General features: G+C 65.4%; 11 protein-coding genes and 1 pseudogene. 7 read left to right on the top strand and 5 right to left on the bottom strand.

Annotation, left to right across the window (positions count from 1 at the left end):
• Nucleotides 1–103: 103 nt before the first annotated feature.
• Complete coding sequence (locus K9B35_RS01110; protein WP_224919965.1) at nucleotides 104–1,216, top strand: aldose epimerase family protein; 1,113 nt, start codon at nucleotides 104–106, stop codon at nucleotides 1,214–1,216.
• Nucleotides 1,213–3,861 carry a glycoside hydrolase family 31 protein gene (locus tag K9B35_RS01105; RefSeq protein WP_224919964.1) on the top strand — a complete coding sequence of 883 codons (2,649 nt, stop codon included), beginning with the start codon at nucleotides 1,213–1,215 and terminating at the stop codon, nucleotides 3,859–3,861. Before K9B35_RS01110 ends, K9B35_RS01105 begins: the two co-directional genes overlap by 4 nt.
• Before the next feature lie 19 nt (nucleotides 3,862–3,880).
• Here the strand turns inward: K9B35_RS01105 and K9B35_RS01100 are convergent.
• Nucleotides 3,881–4,198, bottom strand: a pseudogene (locus K9B35_RS01100) (cytochrome P450); the annotation flags it as partial.
• A gap of 506 nt (nucleotides 4,199–4,704) precedes the next feature.
• Between K9B35_RS01100 and K9B35_RS01095 the strand changes: the two are divergent.
• From K9B35_RS01095 to K9B35_RS01075, 5 genes are all read left to right on the top strand, one after another.
• Nucleotides 4,705–6,063 (top strand): AAA family ATPase, encoded by a 1,359-nt coding sequence (locus K9B35_RS01095; protein WP_224919962.1) that lies wholly within the window; start codon nucleotides 4,705–4,707, stop codon nucleotides 6,061–6,063.
• Nucleotides 6,063–6,509 (top strand): hypothetical protein, encoded by a 447-nt coding sequence (locus tag K9B35_RS01090; protein WP_224919961.1) that lies wholly within the window; start codon nucleotides 6,063–6,065, stop codon nucleotides 6,507–6,509. The genes K9B35_RS01095 and K9B35_RS01090 overlap by 1 nt, the downstream gene beginning before the upstream one ends.
• Nucleotides 6,506–8,491: a hypothetical protein gene (locus tag K9B35_RS01085; protein WP_224919960.1), complete on the top strand. Its 1,986-nt coding sequence runs from the start codon at nucleotides 6,506–6,508 to the stop codon at nucleotides 8,489–8,491. Before K9B35_RS01090 ends, K9B35_RS01085 begins: the two co-directional genes overlap by 4 nt.
• Nucleotides 8,484–11,417, top strand: a complete 2,934-nt coding sequence (locus tag K9B35_RS01080; RefSeq protein ID WP_224919959.1) for a tetratricopeptide repeat protein — start codon at nucleotides 8,484–8,486, stop codon at nucleotides 11,415–11,417. The genes K9B35_RS01085 and K9B35_RS01080 overlap by 8 nt, the downstream gene beginning before the upstream one ends.
• 88 nt (nucleotides 11,418–11,505) lie before the next feature.
• Complete coding sequence (locus K9B35_RS01075) at nucleotides 11,506–12,054, top strand: RNA 2'-phosphotransferase (RefSeq protein ID WP_224919958.1); 549 nt, start codon at nucleotides 11,506–11,508, stop codon at nucleotides 12,052–12,054.
• A gap of 247 nt (nucleotides 12,055–12,301) precedes the next feature.
• On the opposite strand, the gene K9B35_RS01070 is transcribed toward K9B35_RS01075, so the two are convergent.
• The 4 genes from K9B35_RS01070 to K9B35_RS01055 are packed head-to-tail and all read right to left on the bottom strand — an operon-like array spanning nucleotide 12,302 to nucleotide 16,588.
• Nucleotides 12,302–13,762, bottom strand: a complete 1,461-nt coding sequence (locus tag K9B35_RS01070; RefSeq protein ID WP_224919957.1) for an efflux transporter outer membrane subunit — start codon at nucleotides 13,760–13,762, stop codon at nucleotides 12,302–12,304.
• Nucleotides 13,759–14,736 (bottom strand): efflux RND transporter periplasmic adaptor subunit, encoded by a 978-nt coding sequence (locus tag K9B35_RS01065; protein WP_224919956.1) that lies wholly within the window; start codon nucleotides 14,734–14,736, stop codon nucleotides 13,759–13,761. Before K9B35_RS01065 ends, K9B35_RS01070 begins: the two co-directional genes overlap by 4 nt.
• A complete protein-coding gene (locus tag K9B35_RS01060; protein ID WP_224919955.1) occupies nucleotides 14,736–15,455 on the bottom strand; it encodes an ABC transporter ATP-binding protein in 720 nt (239 codons plus the stop codon). Before K9B35_RS01060 ends, K9B35_RS01065 begins: the two co-directional genes overlap by 1 nt.
• Entirely contained in the window at nucleotides 15,452–16,588 is a 1,137-nt protein-coding gene (locus K9B35_RS01055; RefSeq protein WP_224919954.1) for an ABC transporter permease, read from the bottom strand. Before K9B35_RS01055 ends, K9B35_RS01060 begins: the two co-directional genes overlap by 4 nt.
• Nucleotides 16,589–16,664: the final 76 nt, after the last annotated feature.

The raw sequence follows: 16,664 nt of genomic DNA, 5'->3' as shown, positions 1-16,664 counted from the left end.
CATCCTGGCCGGTCGGGTCAAATCGCCCACTCGACCTTTCCTGTCTTTTATCATATAAATCAGTCCAACAGGAAAGACCGTTTATCGCGGTCGGGAGCCGCATATGAATTTCACTGTGGACCGCGCCGATTTCGGCATGCTGAACGGCGCGCGAGTCGAACTGATACGGTTGAGCAACGGCGTGGTTGAGGCGTCGATCCTCACCTATGGCGCGGCGATCCATTCGGTGCGCGTCCCCGATCGTGAGGGGCAGCTCGGCGACGTGGCGCTCGGCCATGCGACGCTCGCCGAATATGTCGATCAGCCGCAGTTCATGGGCTCGACGGTCGGTCGCCTTGCCAACCGTGTCGCGGGCGGGCGCTTCATGCTGGATGGTACCGAATATCGCGTGCCGACCAACAACGGCCCCAACTCGCTGCACGGTGGCGATCAGGGGTTCGACAAGGCGAACTGGCAAGTCCTCGCGCTGGACACCGAAGGCGCGGCCTCGGTTACGCTGGGCCATGTCAGCCCGGACGGCGATCAGGGCTATCCCGGCACGCTGAATGTCACCGCACGCTACGCGCTCGACGCCGCCAACACCCTGCATGTCGATTATCGCGCGGTCAGCGATGCGGTCACGGTCGTCGCGCTGTCGAACCACGCCTACTGGAACCTCGCCGGCGAAGACAGCGGCAGGAGCGCGCTCGACCATATCCTGACCATCCCCGCCGACCATTACCTGCCCACCGATGCAACCGCGATCCCGACCGGCGAGCTGCGCCCGGTGGAGTGCACCGCGTTCGACTTCCGCGCGCCCATGCCGATCGCTGCACGCGTCCGCGATGCAGGCGAAGCGCAGCTGCGCATCGGGCGCGGCTATGATCACAATTGGGTCGTCGCGCACGACATCGCCGATCATCTGCGGCTGATGGCGCACGTCCTCGACCCAGTCTCGGGCCGGGTGATGGAGGTCCATTCCACCCAGCCGGGCCTGCAATTCTATTCGGGCAATTTCCTCGACGGCAGCTCGGTCAACAAAAGCGGGCGAATGCTTCGCATGGGCGACGCCATCGCGCTCGAGCCCCAGCAATTCCCCGACACCGTCAATCGCCCCGAGTTCGGATCGGTGCGGCTGGAGCCGGGGCAGGTCTATCGCAACCAGATTGCATGGCGCTTCGGCGTCCAGCCGGCCGGAAACCAACATCACAGCAGGATCGAAGGAGAGGCCGTTTGAGCACAGGGAAAGCGTGGGTCGCGTTCGGCTTGAGCGCAGTGGCACTGGCGCTGGCGACGCCGGTCGCGGCCAAGTCGCTCGAGATGGAGGGCCGCGCCGCCGCTGCCGCCACCGTGACTCGCGGGCAGGCACGGTTCACCGTGCTGACATCGGGGCTGATCCGCATGGAATGGTCGCCCACCGCCCGTTTCGTCGATACGCCGTCACAGGTGTTCATCGACCGCGAGCAGCCCGTGCCGCGCTTCACCACGACGGTCGAGAACGGCAGGCTGGTGATCCGCACCGATGCGCTCGAACTGTCCTACACGCTCGACAGCGGGCGCTTCACCGCCACCAATCTCAGCGTCCGGTCGCGCACGCTGAAGCCCGCGTTCAGCTGGAGTCCCGGCACTGCCGCGACAGGCAATCTCCACGGCACCGCGCGCACGCTCGACCGCTATTCGGGCGACCGACAGATCGACAATGGCACCCGGCTCGACCTCGGCCAGGGCCTGATCTCGCGCGATGGCTGGCATGTCGTTGATGACAGCAGTTCGTTCGTGTTCGACGGTGACCGCCAAGCCCCTTGGGTACAGAAGCGCGCCTGTGGCGACTGCCAGGATCTGTATTTCTTCGGCTACGGCCATGACTACACCGCCGCACTCGGCGATTACGCCAAAGTCGCCGGCCGCCAGCCGATGCCGCCGCGCTTTGCGTTCGGTTACTGGTGGTCGCGCTATTGGAATTACTCCGACCGCGAGCTGCGCGATCTGGTCGGCGATCTCGACCGCACCGGCTTCCCGCTCGACGTGCTGGTCATCGACATGGACTGGCACCGCACCGACGATTTGAGCTGGGACCCCCGCTATGTCGTGAAGGACGAGGTCGGCGAAGGCGTCGGTTGGACCGGCTATAGCTGGAACCGCAGCCTGTTCCCCGATCCCAAGCGCTTCCTGAGCTGGCTTGAGCAGCGCAAGGTCAAGGCGACGCTCAACCTTCACCCCGCCTCGGGCATCCCCCCGCGCGAGGAGACCTATGCGGCGTTCGCCAAGGCGATGGGCGTCACCGATGGCAAGGCGGTCCCGTTCGAAGGCGCAGACCGCCGCTTCGTCGACAACTGGTTCAAGCTGACGCTCGACCCGCTGACCGCGCAGGGCGTCGATTTCTGGTGGCTCGACTGGCAGCAATGGCCGGATTCGAAACTGATGCCCGGCCTGTCGAACACCTGGTGGCTCAACCACCTGTTCTACACCCGGATGCAGCAGGCGGATGCCAATCGCGCGTTGATCTATCACCGCTGGGGCGGCCTCGGAAACCACCGCTATCAGATCGGCTTTTCGGGCGACGCGGTGATCACCTGGGACTCGCTCGCCTATCAGCCCTATTTCACAGCGACCGCGTCGAATGTCCTGTACGGCTATTGGAGCCACGACATTGGCGGCCACATGTTCGCCGACGGCCTGGCCCCCGAGCAGCGCAAGATCGACCCCGAACTCTATGTCCGCTGGATGCAGTTCGGCGCGTTCAGCCCGATCCTGCGCACCCATTCGGCGAAGGACGGCAATCTGCGCAAGGAGCCGTGGCGCTTCTCGCCCGAGGTACTTTCGACGCTGCGCGACACCGTGGCGCTGCGCTATCAGCTCGCCCCCTATATCTACACCGCCTCGCGCCAGGCCTATGACACCGGCGTCTCGATCCTGCGCCCGCTATACTATGCATGGCCCGATCAGGCGCAGGCCTATGCCGAACGCGGGCAGTATATGTTCGGCGACGACATGCTGCTGGCTCCCGTGACCAAGGCCGGGAAAGACGGCGTCACCCAGACCTCGATCTGGCTGCCGCCGGGTCAATGGTATGACAGCAATCGCGGTGAGATCCTGTCGGGCGACCGCGCCATCGTGCGCGATTATCTGCTCAACGAAATCCCGCTGTTCGTACGCGCCGGCGCGGTCATCCCGATGAACCCGCCATCGATGCAGAACCTGCAACAGGTCGACGGCAGCAAGCTCGTCCTGCGCGTCCTGCCGGGCGGCACCGCCCGCACCCGCCTCTATGAAGATGCCGGCGATAGCGAAGGCTATCGCGGCGATGCCTACAGCTTCACCCCGATCACCAGCGCGCGCGACACCGGGCAGGCACAGCTCACCGTCCATCCGCGCGAGGGGCGCTATCCCGGCATGGCAGCGGCGCGCCAGATCACGATCGAGTTCCCCGCGGCGACGCTGCCCACGCGTGTCACGGTGAACGGCGCCACCTATTCGCGATCCGACGGTCCGAGCGAGGGGAGCTGGCACTATGACGGCAGCGCGCTCACCGCCCGCATTGTCGTTCCTGCGATCGCCGCCGACGCGCCGTTGACCGTACAGGTCGCATTTGCCCCGAACACCCGCATCGAGGGCCTGACATATCGCATGAAGCGCACCGCCGCCGCAGTTGCGTGGCTCAAGGACCATTGGCCGGCCCCCGAACCGCTGCCGGACGATGTGTCGCTCGCAGGGCAGTTCGGCCAGCTGGTCGACTATGACCCGGAGCGTCTCACCACCCTGATCGCCGAATTCGACCAGCGATCGACCCGACTGGTGCCGCTGGTTCAGGCGTCGCGCGCATCCCCGGAAGTGAAAGCCGAGTTCGCACGCCGCATCGCAATGATCCGTGCCGAGCGCTGACCGGATCAACCGCGCAGTATCAGAAGGCGATCCTCAGGCTGTTGCGCTGGCGCAACAGCCGTACCGGGCTCCAGTCATCGGACGGAGCCCGGGTGGCGCCGACGAGCAGCGGGCGCAGCCGGTCGAGTACGATGCGCGCCTCCAGCCGAGCCAGATGCGCGCCGAGGCAGTGCGTCATCCCCGATCCGAACGCCAGATGCCCGCCCGCCATACGCGCGGGATCGAAGCGCTCGGGGTCGTCGAACCGATCCGGATCGCGATTGGCATCGGCAAGCATGCGGTAGACGAGATCGCCCGACGCAATCCGATGATCGCCGTTCACCACATCCGCGGTAGCAACGCGCCCGACGCCCCCGCACCGGGCCCTCCAGCCGCAGCACTTCGTCGATCACAGCATCGACTAATACGGTTCCGTCGGCCAGTTCAGGCCCATGGACGGATGGGAACCCATCGCGCGGCTGGCCGACCAGATTCAGCGGGTTCAGCAAGAGGCCGGTTCCTCGACTCCGTCGGCGACGCTGGAGCTCCCAAATCGACAGGGAGACATCGTGCAGGCGATCGACAATCGCCGGTGCTTCACTGCACGCGCCTGCCGAGCGTCTCGTCACCCGGTTCTGGGGCGGCTATCTGAGCTGACCCTAAGCCTAGGAACGGCTTTCAGGCCAGGGGCAAGCGATAGCGGACATCGCTGATGAGCACCGCCGATCTGCTCTCCTCTTGCTCCACCCGCGCACTCGCGCAACAAAAGCCCCGGTCTCTGGTCCTGACTGGATGAAAGCTGGGGGTCACGTCACAGCGGATCATGTAAGCAGACGGCCAGCGATGGGATTGCCTGAGACTGCAATGTCGGCAAAAGGCAGAGGGTTAGGGGGCGTAATAGGCATGATGATCAGCTCGGAACCTCGCGATGCTGCAAGCGTGGAAGCGGCTGCCACGCTGAGGCTGCATATTGATCGCCTGAGCGCGCGGTTCGTCGCGCGGCGTGCCTTGCTTGAACTCGTCATGCTTGGGCTTGTGGCGCGCGAGCATGTCCTGCTGATCGGCCCTCCCGGCACTGGCAAGTCCGCCGCGGTGCAAGCGGTCGCCGGGGCAATCGAAGCGAACACGTTTGAGTACCTGCTCGGGCGCTTTACCGAACCATCGGAGCTGTTTGGGGCACTCGACCTCAATGCGCTTAAGGAAGGGCGCGTCGAACCGGTGACGAGCGGCATGCTGCCTCAGGCCGAGGTGGCGTTTCTCGACGAGATCTTTCTTGGCTCCACCGCGATCCTCAACACACTGCTGAAGATACTCAACGAACGCACCTATCGGCGCGGGCAGTTCAGCGTCACGACGCCGTTGATTTCGTGCATCGCTGCCTCCAACGCATTACCGGAGGATACGACGCTCGCAGCATTTGCCGACCGTTTCCTGCTGACCATGTTTGTCGATCCGGTCGGCGACGGCGACCTGCCCGCTTTGCTCAGGACAGGCTGGCGGATGAACATCGAGGAAACTGATCCGCCGCCACCGCTCAATACCTCGGTGATCGCAGACCTGCACCGGGCGTCACTCGACATCGACATGAGCGAGGTGACCGACTTGTTTGCCCATGTCGTCCGCAAGATGCGGCTCATCGGCGTACCACTGTCCGACCGCAAGATCGTGAAGGCACAAAAGCTGGTTGCGGCGGCCGCGCTTCTAAGGGGCGCGAAATCGGCCGGGCCTCAGGATCTCTGGCCGGTCACCTATCTGGTGCAGGACAAGGCACAGCAGGCTGAGGCAAGCGAGTTGCTCCATGCCGAGCTGAAGGAGAGTTTCAATCCAGTGCTGGTCGATAGCGTCGCCCAGGCAACCTACGGCCCCACCGCACACGCCGCAAAGCTGACCGAGCAAGCGACATTGCTGCTTGAGGAACGCCCCGCGTTGGCGACGGATCGGTTACACGAAATCTGGCTTGTGCGGCTGGAAACGATGTTGACGCGGATCGACGCGGCATTCGCGGGCGATACGCTGCCCCAATCCCTTCGCGTCTTGCGCGCCAGCATCCAGAGCGTGCTGGACGCCCCCACTGCCCCAGCCGCCTCGCCCGAAACGATGAGCGCGGCATCCATGTCGCCGCATCGCGACTCCGTCCCCCCAGCGGCCAATCCAGTCGTCGCCAAAGTAGCACCTCCATCGGCGCGCCCATGGGAAGGCAACCTTCCCGGCAGGATCGACTGATGCACTGGCGCCGCATCGCGCCGGTTCAGGAGGTCGGAGCGCAGATCATTTGTGGCAGTGGTGCCGTGGCAAGGGTCATCGAGCGCCTGGCAAGCAAGTCTCGGCTGTTCGATGATCTGCGGGTCGCTCATGGCGAGGACTGGATCGCGATATTTGCTGCCTCGCTGATCGCAGAGCGTAATCCTCCTGAACTGTTTCTACCGAATCTGGGCGGCGTCGCTTTGTACCCGGAGGCCCCCGGCTGGTGGCTGCCGGTGGGAGTGGAATCCGCAGCGCCGGCTATCGCGCGCGCGGCCATGCGGGACGCGTTGCTATCGGCCCATTCTGCGCGCGCGCCGCTCATTCTCGTACCGCGCTTCGATGACGCGGCGACAATCTCTAATCACGCCGACCTGTACGCAATTGGCGAACTGAAGCCGTATCGCGCGTGGCGCATCGCTGCATGACCTCGGGCGCCGCCATATCGGGTCGGCCGCTGCCAGCTGCCTATGCGATCTTTCTGCCAGTGTTCGAGCAGTTATCGACGCCATTGCGCCAGTTAATGCACGGGCAGCTCGCGCAATTTGAGCGCTTGCTGGCTGGATTCGACGAGACCGAACTGCGTCCGCAGGGAAATTTCGAAGGGCTGGGCAGCATCACGACGCGCGGCGACATCGCGCATATCGTGCAGAGCGAGTTGCTCCTGCGCAGCGAAGCCCCGCTCGAGTTTCTGCGCCGAATAGCGGAATCGGAAGCGCTCTACTTGGAGCGGGAATATTCAGACCCCGGCGTAAAGCCGGTTTATCGGCTGATGATTTCGGTTGGTCCCGGCCTTCTGGGGCACGGCCGCATCCTCGCTTTGGCCACGATCTTCTTCATGGCGCGCATTGCGGCGACCCGTGGCGCCGCGTTCCACTGGTGTTTTCTGCCACGCACAGAAGGTGCCATCTGGTTCGACAGCCTGTCGGTGAACACGATCAAGCGGTTTCTGCGCGCCGCAAGCTATGTCGAGGCAAGCATCGACGATGTAATCGCCGCGGAACAATGCTGGGAACGCCTGACCTCGGATACGATTGCTGCGCCGAGCGCGCGGCACATCGATTGGGTGGTCGGCGCAAGCGACAGGCGGTCAACGGAGCGATCACCCCGTGCCGTACACCATTCGGGCCGGGCGCTGGCTTTTTCGCTGCTCCCCCAAAGTGACGCGGCGCCCCGAACGGCGGAGATCACAATTCGACGTGGCGGCCGGGATGTTCAGCGGGCACTCATTGAATTTCCCTCCGACACGGTGTGCTTGTCAGCGCTCAATCAGCCTTTCGCACCCATCAAACCGGTCGCGCGACCGTCCGGCCAGCTCCCGAAGACGGCGCAGCCAGTCGGTTGGGAACCGCGCTATCTCCTCATGCCGCACACAGCAGCGAGGATTGTGCGCCTCAAACATGGCGTACTGATCCTGATTTTCGGGGGCGCGTCGAAAGTTAAAGAAAGCTACTTCCTGCGGATCGAAGCCGATACGAAGCTCGCGGGCATCAGCCTCCGCGCGAAAAATTACCTTGCGGTGCTACTGCAGACAGCACGATCGGGCAGCGACATGCTGATCCTGACCTCAGTCGATTTGTCGCTCAGGATGAACCCGATCACGGCGCGGCAAGTGCAGTCGCATCCAGCTACCGTGCAGCACCTGTTCAAGCGTCAGCCCGCTTATGCGCTACCGCCGTTATTCGATGGCCCAGGACTGCGATTCTACTCCACCCATCACCGCGAGTTCGGCGTCGCATTTGGAGCGCAGGATCACGAACGCGTTTTTCAGGTCCTGCATAACCGCCCGCAGATCCTGCACGCCAATGGTGTGCATCGCGTCATCCGGGACCAGGGTGAATTGACCGCGTCGCTCAAAGTTATGCGGAGGAACAACACGATGGTTGCGTCCTATCCGGAGCACGGCGATCCGCTCGTTCCCAAAGAGTTGTTCGGAATGGCCTATTCGGGTTCGCACAGCAGCCTCGCCTACAGCGTTCGACCGAATGTGTGGACGGTGGCGGGGCGTGAAGCCAACCGCACCTTCGACGTGGCACCGCATGACACGCCGCTGATGGCAAAGGTGATGGACGGGGACTTGACCGCGACCATCTGGTCGGACGCCCGGTCGGGCGGCGAAGGCGTCATGAAGAGCGTTACATTCAACGACGATGGTACGCAGACACGAGGTGCTACGCCCAAAGCGCATCGCTCGTTGCTCAGACTGGGTGACGACGCGGCCGATATCGCGCAGGTCCAGATAGCCGATGACGGAATCTGGGCAGTTACGGTCGATGCCGATGGCGCGCCGGCGGAGTTGCTCTGGTACAACAAGCATCGTGATGGCCCGCACCGCTGCTCGCGCTTCGATCTCGCCGGACTTGCCTCCGCGGCAATCGACATCGACCCGGATCTCGCGAGCCATGGCTGACCGCAGTTTCGCCGCTGTCCGCAGCCGGGCGGCACTCGGCCCGGCATTCCCACTGCAGCCCACGATTCCTCTGGGCACCGCACTCGACGGCATCGTCGTGATCGGAGATCGAGAGTGGGACCCCGCCCCGCTGCGCCGCGTGCGCGATCACGTATCGGGTATCTGGCAAGGCAGGTTGAGCGACGATCCGCACGTCTCGATTTTCGTCGTGACTTTCGATCGGCCGGTTCAGATCGACCCGTGCACGATAGCTGCGGCACTGCCGCTGACCCGGAATGGCGAGTGGCTGGCAAGCTATCTGGGCGGTGCCGATGGCCCCCGCTTCGCGCCCTCGCACGCATCCCCCAGACGGCTGAGGCTGTGGTGGAATGGTCAGGCACACAGCATCATACTCGACGCCTTGGAAGCCGTCTCGGTGCTGATGCTGTGGGACCTGCCAAGGATCACCGTGCACCGCTCAACCATGTCGCGAGCTGACGGCGAAATGCACACCGTTTCGAGCCGCGCCACCGAAGGCGTTACTGAGGCGCCGGTCCCAATCCGGCAGCAAAGCGTCGCGGCGTTTGAGGAAACCGACCGCGCACTCCAAGCCTTGCACGAGCGGACCAAACTTGGAGCGATCTTTCGTCAGGCGTTGGGTTCGCTTCTGCCCGCCAGACTGATCGGTGATGCGGGCATTGGCGGAAAAGGTGACGGCGCAACGGGCGGCAGCAAGAACGAACCGGGCGTGCTCGAGAATTTGGCAGGCTGGGTGCGCTGGCACACCCCCCTCGGCAAAGGGTTGATCGCAGCGTTCGGCAATCGGATGCAGCTGGTCGAGAAGTTGATGCAATCCGGCGATATCGACGGCGCACTCAAGCTGGCGCTCAAGCTGGGCAATCCGGACGGAAAGTCAGGACGAAAGCTCTTCCCAAATCGCCTTCCGGGCATGCGCGTATCTCTCGATTTCAATATCGGTTTTGGCGGCGTCGCCATGCCGATCCTCGGCGATGCGAGTTTCCATGCCCTGCGGTCGCGCTACCTCCAGCTGGCTGACACGCTGGAACGCCAGGGGGATTACCGGCGTGCCGCCTATATTCGCGCTCAACTCCTGGGCGATCATCAGAATGCCGTGCTGACACTCGAGCGTGGCGGCCTGTTCGCCGATGGGGCCAGGCTTGCGCTCGACGCCAAGCTGAATCCGACGCTGTACATTCGCCTGTTCTACAAGGCTGGAGAGCATGACACGGCTTTGGCATTGGCGCGCCGGAATGGTTGCTTCGATGCACTGGCAGAGGACAGTCGAACCAGCCATCCCGAGTTCCACGCCTATGTCTTGAAGGCCTGGACCGATATGCTCGTCGCGACAGGCCAACAGCTACGCGCGCTCCAGGTGACTGACGATGTGGCAAGCCGCCACGACGCGAATGCAGCATTGATCGATGCGCGCAGGATGTGGTTGCGCGACGCGTTTGAAGCGTCAGACGAGGATGCGCGCGCCAGCGAACTGATCGTTCGTGCGCTGCTGACCGGTCCGTGGGCGGGCCGAGACTTTGCTGCGTTCCCGCAGCTACCTCGTACCGGAAACACGGCGGCCGACGTCGCGCTCGCCAGCACTCAGGCGCTGATCCTGCATGAAGGAAAAAGACCGGGCGAGGATGCGATTGATTTCCTGAGCGCAATGATGCGACTGATCAATCGCGAGGCTCCCGAGCAGAACGCATTCTGGGCTGGTCCCGCGCCCATCGTCATTGAGAATTTCGTACGCGCGAGTTTGGAACTTGCCCCTAACGGCCCCATCCAGCGCGAACTGGGCACATTGACGCACCTTCTCAAGCAGGCGTCACTCGAGGTGCTGGCGGCGGATCTCGGCAAGCTGCGCAAGATCCATGCGGCGCCCCCAACTCCAACTACCGATTGGACCTTGCCGCCCCCTTCGGCGACCGCGTCGCCAGTCGTCCATGCCTGCCTGCTGCATAACGGCACCATGCTCCTGTCCCGCCAGAATGATCTGATGCAGCTGCTCGACCGCCATGGCACGCTGCTGTGGCAGGCCAATGTCAGCGAGGTCGAGGCACTGGTCGCGGTCGGCAGCGGGCCGAATGTCATCCTCGTTCAAGGAATGAGCAGCCAGCCGAACGGCGTGAAGCGGCTTACGCGCTTCTCGACACACTCGCGACGCTTCCACCCGATCGGCACCCTCGACCTGGTTGCGTACCACGATGTCACCTCGGAGGGGCAGTGGCTCGTCCAGATCGGCGGCCAGATCGGCGCGATCGATCTGGTCAAGCTCTGCGCCGACATGCCTGTGATCGAGTTTCTCTGGTCCTGCGCCCTAACCCCATCCGTACGCGTCGTGAGCTTCTTTCAGGATGCGCACGCACCCGCCTGGATCACACGAACATTACAGCCTGGCCGCGAAGGATTGCTCGAGAAATGGACGCTGAGCCAGGGCAAGGATCTTACCGCACAGATCCTGCGGCCACTTGCATCAGGCAGAGATCAAAAGATCGTGCCGCCATCGTCGTGGTGGTGGGGCCAACTTTATCTGCCGCTCGATGATCTGCGAAGCGATGCCAAGCTGCCATTTGTTGCTTGGTCCGACCGGGATGAGCGCGAAATCGCAAAAATCATGGCTGTCCGTTGCGAAAATGACCCCACTCCCGACGCGTTTCAAAGCGGCGATTTCAATCGTGCCCGAGCGACCATTGGCTCCGCTGTGAATGGCGACGGAAATGTCAGAACGCGATTGGCAACTGCAGGGCAGAAACCGGCGCACATGACGATATCGCATCGTGAGGACTCATCCCTGATCTGCGTCGCACGCGGGACCAGGATCGCGCCTGTTGCGCGCGCAGGCGATCAATCGGGCGTCGTCTTGTTGGCCGACCAGAGCGGAAGAGTTCTGCGTATCGATATCGCAGCTGGAGTGGTGGCGGCTTTTTGATCATGACCCGGGGCACTACGCGCTCGACCGACGCGGTGGCGGAAGAGAAATTGAGTCTTGCTCCCGCGCAGGTGCTGGAGGTTACGTAATGCCGGACAAGGTTCAATTGTCGAAGATGCTGTCACTCTGGCTACGGCACAAGCCGGAGGCGGCAGGGCTGACGCTTGATCCGCAGGGCTGGACCGATGTCGATGACGTCTTGCGGGCGATCGCAGGGGCGGGAGTCGCATGTGACTGGCAGAACCTGCTGCGCGTCGTCGAGGAGAGCGACAAGCAGCGTTTTGAACTTTCCGGCGATGCGGCGCGTATCCGGGCACGCCAGGGCCATTCGGTCGCGGTCGAACTCGATTGGCCACAAGTCCCTCCGCCCGAGTTTCTCTATCATGGGACGGTCGAGCGATTCCTGCCTGCCATTCTGATTGAAGGCTTGCGCCCGATGCGCCGCCACCATGTGCACCTGTCGCCGGATCTCGAAACTGCAACCCGTGTCGGGCAGCGGCGGGGCACTCCGGTGATCCTGACCGTCTCCGCTTCATCGCTCGCAGAAACGGGCCAGCCCTTCTTTCTGACAAGCAACCAAGTGTGGCTCACAGAGCGAGTGCCGCCAGCCTTCATTCAGCGCCAAGGGCAGGGCTGACGAGAGCCAAAGCAAAGTCGCTCAGGCGAAGCCGTCAAAGTGTGAGCCGGTGTGGCGAGCGGCCGCTCGCTGACACGCGGCTGATGCCCGAACGAGCCCAGGCGCTTGTGGGCCGTAGCCAGATTCGAAAATTCTCAAGAGACATGGCTCGCTGCCGTGAAAATGGCGCTCTTCGCTACGTGTTCTGCAATTGGGACGTCGCGGTCTCCCGGATGACAGGAACATCCGCGCTATCCCCGCAAATGGCTCACCCGGCACTATCGAGCGCGTCGGTGGGGGCGCCGCCCAGCGCTTGCCACAGCGCGACGCGCGCGCGGGCGGCGCGGCCCTCGGCTGCCACCGCCCGCTCGCGGCTGGCGAGCGCTTGCCGGCGCGCCTCGGTGAGCGCCGTCATATCGGCAAGCCCGGCGCGCTGGCGGTCGGCGATCAGCCGGACGGCGCGGTCGAGCGCGATCAGCTCGCGCCGCGCCGCCAGTTCCTCGCGGTCGGCTGCGGCAATCACGCCATAGGCTGCCTCGGCCTCGCCCAGCGCCGTGTAGACCGCGCCGCGATAGGCCTGAAACGCCGCGCGCTTGCCCGCAGCCGCCGCGTCGATATCCGCCGCGATCCGCCCGAAATCGAGCAGCGGCGCGGCAAGTGAGGCGCCGAGCGAGCCCACCAGCGAGTCGCTGTCGAACAGATTGCCCAGGCCGAATGCGAGCAGGCCGAGCGACGCGTCGAGCCGCAGGGTGGGAAACCGCCGCCGCGCCGCCGCCGCCAATTCGCCATCCTGCGCCTCCAGCATCGCCCCCGCCGCGAGAATGTCGGGCCGGTTCTGCAACAAGGTCGCGGGCAGTGTGGGCGGGGCGGGATAGGTGACCGCTGCTGGGGCCAGCTCCGCCGCGTCGACCAGCACCGGCTGCGGCGGCATCCGCAGCGCCGCGCGCACGCGGTCCGCATCCTGTGCCGTCAGCGTCGTCAGCCGCCCGATCAGCCGCGCCTCTTCGCCCGCCAGCGCCGCCAGCCGCGTCCGTGCGGTCTCCGCCAGCGCGCGTGCCTGAACCGGATCGAGGCCGGAGACGAGCCCCGCGCGCGCCCGGCTCCCGGCCAGCGCGCCCAGCCGCTCGGCCGCCGCCAGATTCTCCGTCAGTGCGTCGCGGCGGGCAGACACGGTGCGCCAGTCGATCACGGTCGCGGCGATCTCACCCACCAGCGCGATCCGCACCGCCTGCGCCGATGCGGTGGCGACGTCGAGCCGCGCCTGTGCCGCGCGCTGCTGCGCCCGCACGCGCCCGAACAGGTCGACGTCCCATTGCGCGGTCAGGTTGGCGGCATAGCTTGCCCGCTCGGCAGCGATCTCGACGCCGGGGGGCAGGCTCGCGCCGAACTGGTCGGGGTTGCTGCGCGTGCCGGTCACCGCGCCATTGGCACCGATGGTCGGCAGCGCCTCCGCCCGCGCCCGCCCGAGCCGCGCCCGCGCCTCGTCGATCCGCGCCAGCGCTTCGCCGAGTGTCGGCGCGCTCGCCAGTGCCTCTCGCGACAGCCGCAGGAACCCCGGATCGGTGTTCGGCAACAGGTCGGCGACGGCACCGCCGGTATCCGGCGGGATCATCGCAAAGCGCGCGGGCAGCTCCGGCGTCGGCGTCGCGATTTCGGGCGCAGGCCCCGCCACGCACCCCGCAAGCGCCGCAGACAGGGCCAGCGCGGCAAGGCGCTTACCCCGGCTCATTTGCCGTCCTTGCGCGCCGGGATGAACGCATCGACCTGCTGCCCGACGCGGAACGCGCCGTTGGTTTCGGGCAGGGCGTAGATCAGCTGAAGCACGCGGACATCGACCCGCTCCTGCGCGCTGTTGGTCAGCGAGCGTTTGGGCACGATCAGCGGCTCGGCGCGCACGAAGCGGGCTTCGACTTGCCGTCCTGCAGCACCGCGCGGCGAGACGATCGCGGCCGCGCCCAGCGCGACGCGCGGGGCCTGTTCCTCATCGATGTCGATGCGGACATGCAGCGGATCGGTCGCGCCCATCTGGATGAACGGCTGGCTGGTACCGCCCATGGTCGAGACAAACTCGCCCGGCCGGATGTTCACGGTCAGGATTTCCCCCGCAATCGGCGCGCGCACCGTCAGCCGGCCAATCTCGGTCCGCGCCGTCCCCGCCCGCGCCTGCGCCGCGGCAAGGCGTGCGCGGGCGAGCGCGACGCGCTGGGCGGCGGCGGCGGCTTCACCCTCGACCCGCACGATTTCCGCGCGTGCAACTGCAGCGGGGTCATCGACTGCGCGATACAAGGCAAGCTGACGCTCCGCCGTCGCCCGCGCGCTCTGCGCCTCGGCAATCGCGGCGCGTGCCTCGCCGATCGCCGCCAGCGCCTCGGCCAGTTGCGCGCGCACCGCGCGGTCGTCGATCGAGAACAACGGCTGGCCCGGCACCACCCGCACGCCCGGACTGACCGCGACGTCCATCACCAGCCCCGACAGCGGCGCACCGATGTCGATCGTCTCGCTCGACGGTTCGACCACACCCGCCCCGGCCACCCGGTCGGCATTGGCGAGTGCAGGCGGGGCCTTGGCCGGTTCGCGTTGCGGTGCGCTCGGGCTGCGGTCGGGCAGGCCGCCCCAGATGAACAGGGCGGCCAGCACCAGGCTCGCCACCGCGATCAGCGGCAGGATGGTCCGGGCAAAGCTCAGCCGTTTCCAGTCGGGCATCAATGGTCCTCCGGCATATGCGCGCCGTCATGGGTGATCGAACCGTCCTCCAGCCGGAGGATGCGGTCGGCGAGATCGAAGATTCGGTTGTCGTGGGTCACGATGATGCACGCGCGGTCGGGGGCGACCGCCACCGCGCGCAACAGGTCCATCACGCGCCGGCCCGAGCGGGCATCGAGCGCGGCGGTTGGCTCGTCGCACACCACCAGCCGGGGACGGTGGACCAACGCGCGCGCGATCGCCACGCGCTGCTGCTGTCCGCCCGACAGCTGGCTGGGCAGCTTGTCCGCCTGATCGGCGATGTTGAGCGCGGCGAGCATTTCGACGGCGCGCGCCCGCGCTTCGGCCCGCGTCATCCCCTGCGCGATCAGCGGCACCGCGGCATTGCTCGCGGCATCGATCGACGGGATCAGATTATACTGCTGGAAGATGAAGCCGATATTGCGCAGCCGGAACGCGACCAGCTCGGCATCGGACAGACGGTAAATGTCGGTGCCGAACACCTCGACCTCACCGTTCGTCGGATAGAGGATGCCGCACATGATCGAGATCAGCGTGGTCTTCCCCGACCCGCTCTCCCCGACCAGATAGGTCAGCTCCCCGGCACGAATGTCGACATCGATGCCGTGCAGCACCGTGATCGCCTGGCTCCCCGCCATGAAGTCGCGGGTCACCCCGCGCGTGCGGATCGCGGGCTGGGAGGGGGCGGCGTCGCTCACCGGAACACCGCCGCCGGTTCGGTCTTGAGCACGCGGCGCAGCGCGATCCAGCCGGTGAGCGCAAGGATCAGCACGACTGCGGCGAGGCTAATCAACGGGATCTGCCAGGGGATGTAGAAGCCCTTGAAGGTCGGGACGGCGGAGAAGCTCCAGATGAACGCGATCGTGCCCAGAACGCCAAGGCCATAGCCGATCAGGCCGACCAGTGCCGCCTGCGCCGCGACCATCCGCCGGATCGTGCCATTGGCAACGCCGATCGCCTTCAGCGCCCCGAACTGCTTGATATTGTCGCGGATGAACAGGCTGAAGGTTAGCCCGACGATCGCCACGCCAACGACGAAGCCCAACGCGACGGTAATCCCGAAATTGAGCGGAATGCCGGTATTCTCGACGATGAAGTCGATGCCGTCCTGCGCAAACTGGTCGCGAGTGCGCGCGCGCAGGCCGGTTTCGGCCTCGATCCGCGCGACCAGTTGCTGATGATCCACCCCCGGCGCGGCCCCCACCAGCACGAACGACAGCCGGTTGCGCGTGCCCGGCACGTAGCGCAGCGCCTGGCTGTACTTGCTGTAGAGCGTGACCTGGCTGGTAAAGCTCGGCACGGCGTCGGCGATGCCTCGGATCACCGCGCGCTGGTCGTTCAGCTCCAGCCGCTCGCCGATTGGGCTGCGGCCATCCTCGAACATGTTGGTCGTGCCGACATCGTCGATGATCACCGTATCGGGGCGCGACAGCACATCGATGCTCCCTTCCGCCATCCGGCGCGGCAGGCCGATCAGCGTCGCATCATCGACCCCGACGATCGCCACCCCCTCAAGGTCGCCGTCGCCGGTGCGCACCGACGCGGTCGCGCGCAGATGCGGCGCCGCCCATTCGACCCCGGGGACCGAGCGGACCTTGTCGAGCGCGGTGCTGGGCATCGGATAGGCGACGTCGGTGGTGCGGCTGACGCGGTCCATCACCCAGATATCGGCAGCCGGCACGTTGAACACCGCGCTCGCCCCGCGTTCGAGCAAGTTGACGAAGATCGTCAGCTGCTGCGTGATCAGCAGGGTCGAAAAGGCGATGCCGAACACCAGCCCATAGAATTTCTGCGCGTCGCCGGTGAGCATGCGGATGGCAATCCAGATCATGCGACGCGGCCCCCATGCTTGCGCTCTGGCGCGGAAACGGGTTACGTTGAACGTTGGCGTTCAAATGAACGGGACC

The organism is Sphingomonas sp. R647, assembly GCF_020177055.1.
GTDB lineage: Bacteria > Pseudomonadota > Alphaproteobacteria > Sphingomonadales > Sphingomonadaceae > Sphingomonas.
This window is presented reverse-complemented; position numbering and strand designations above follow the sequence as displayed.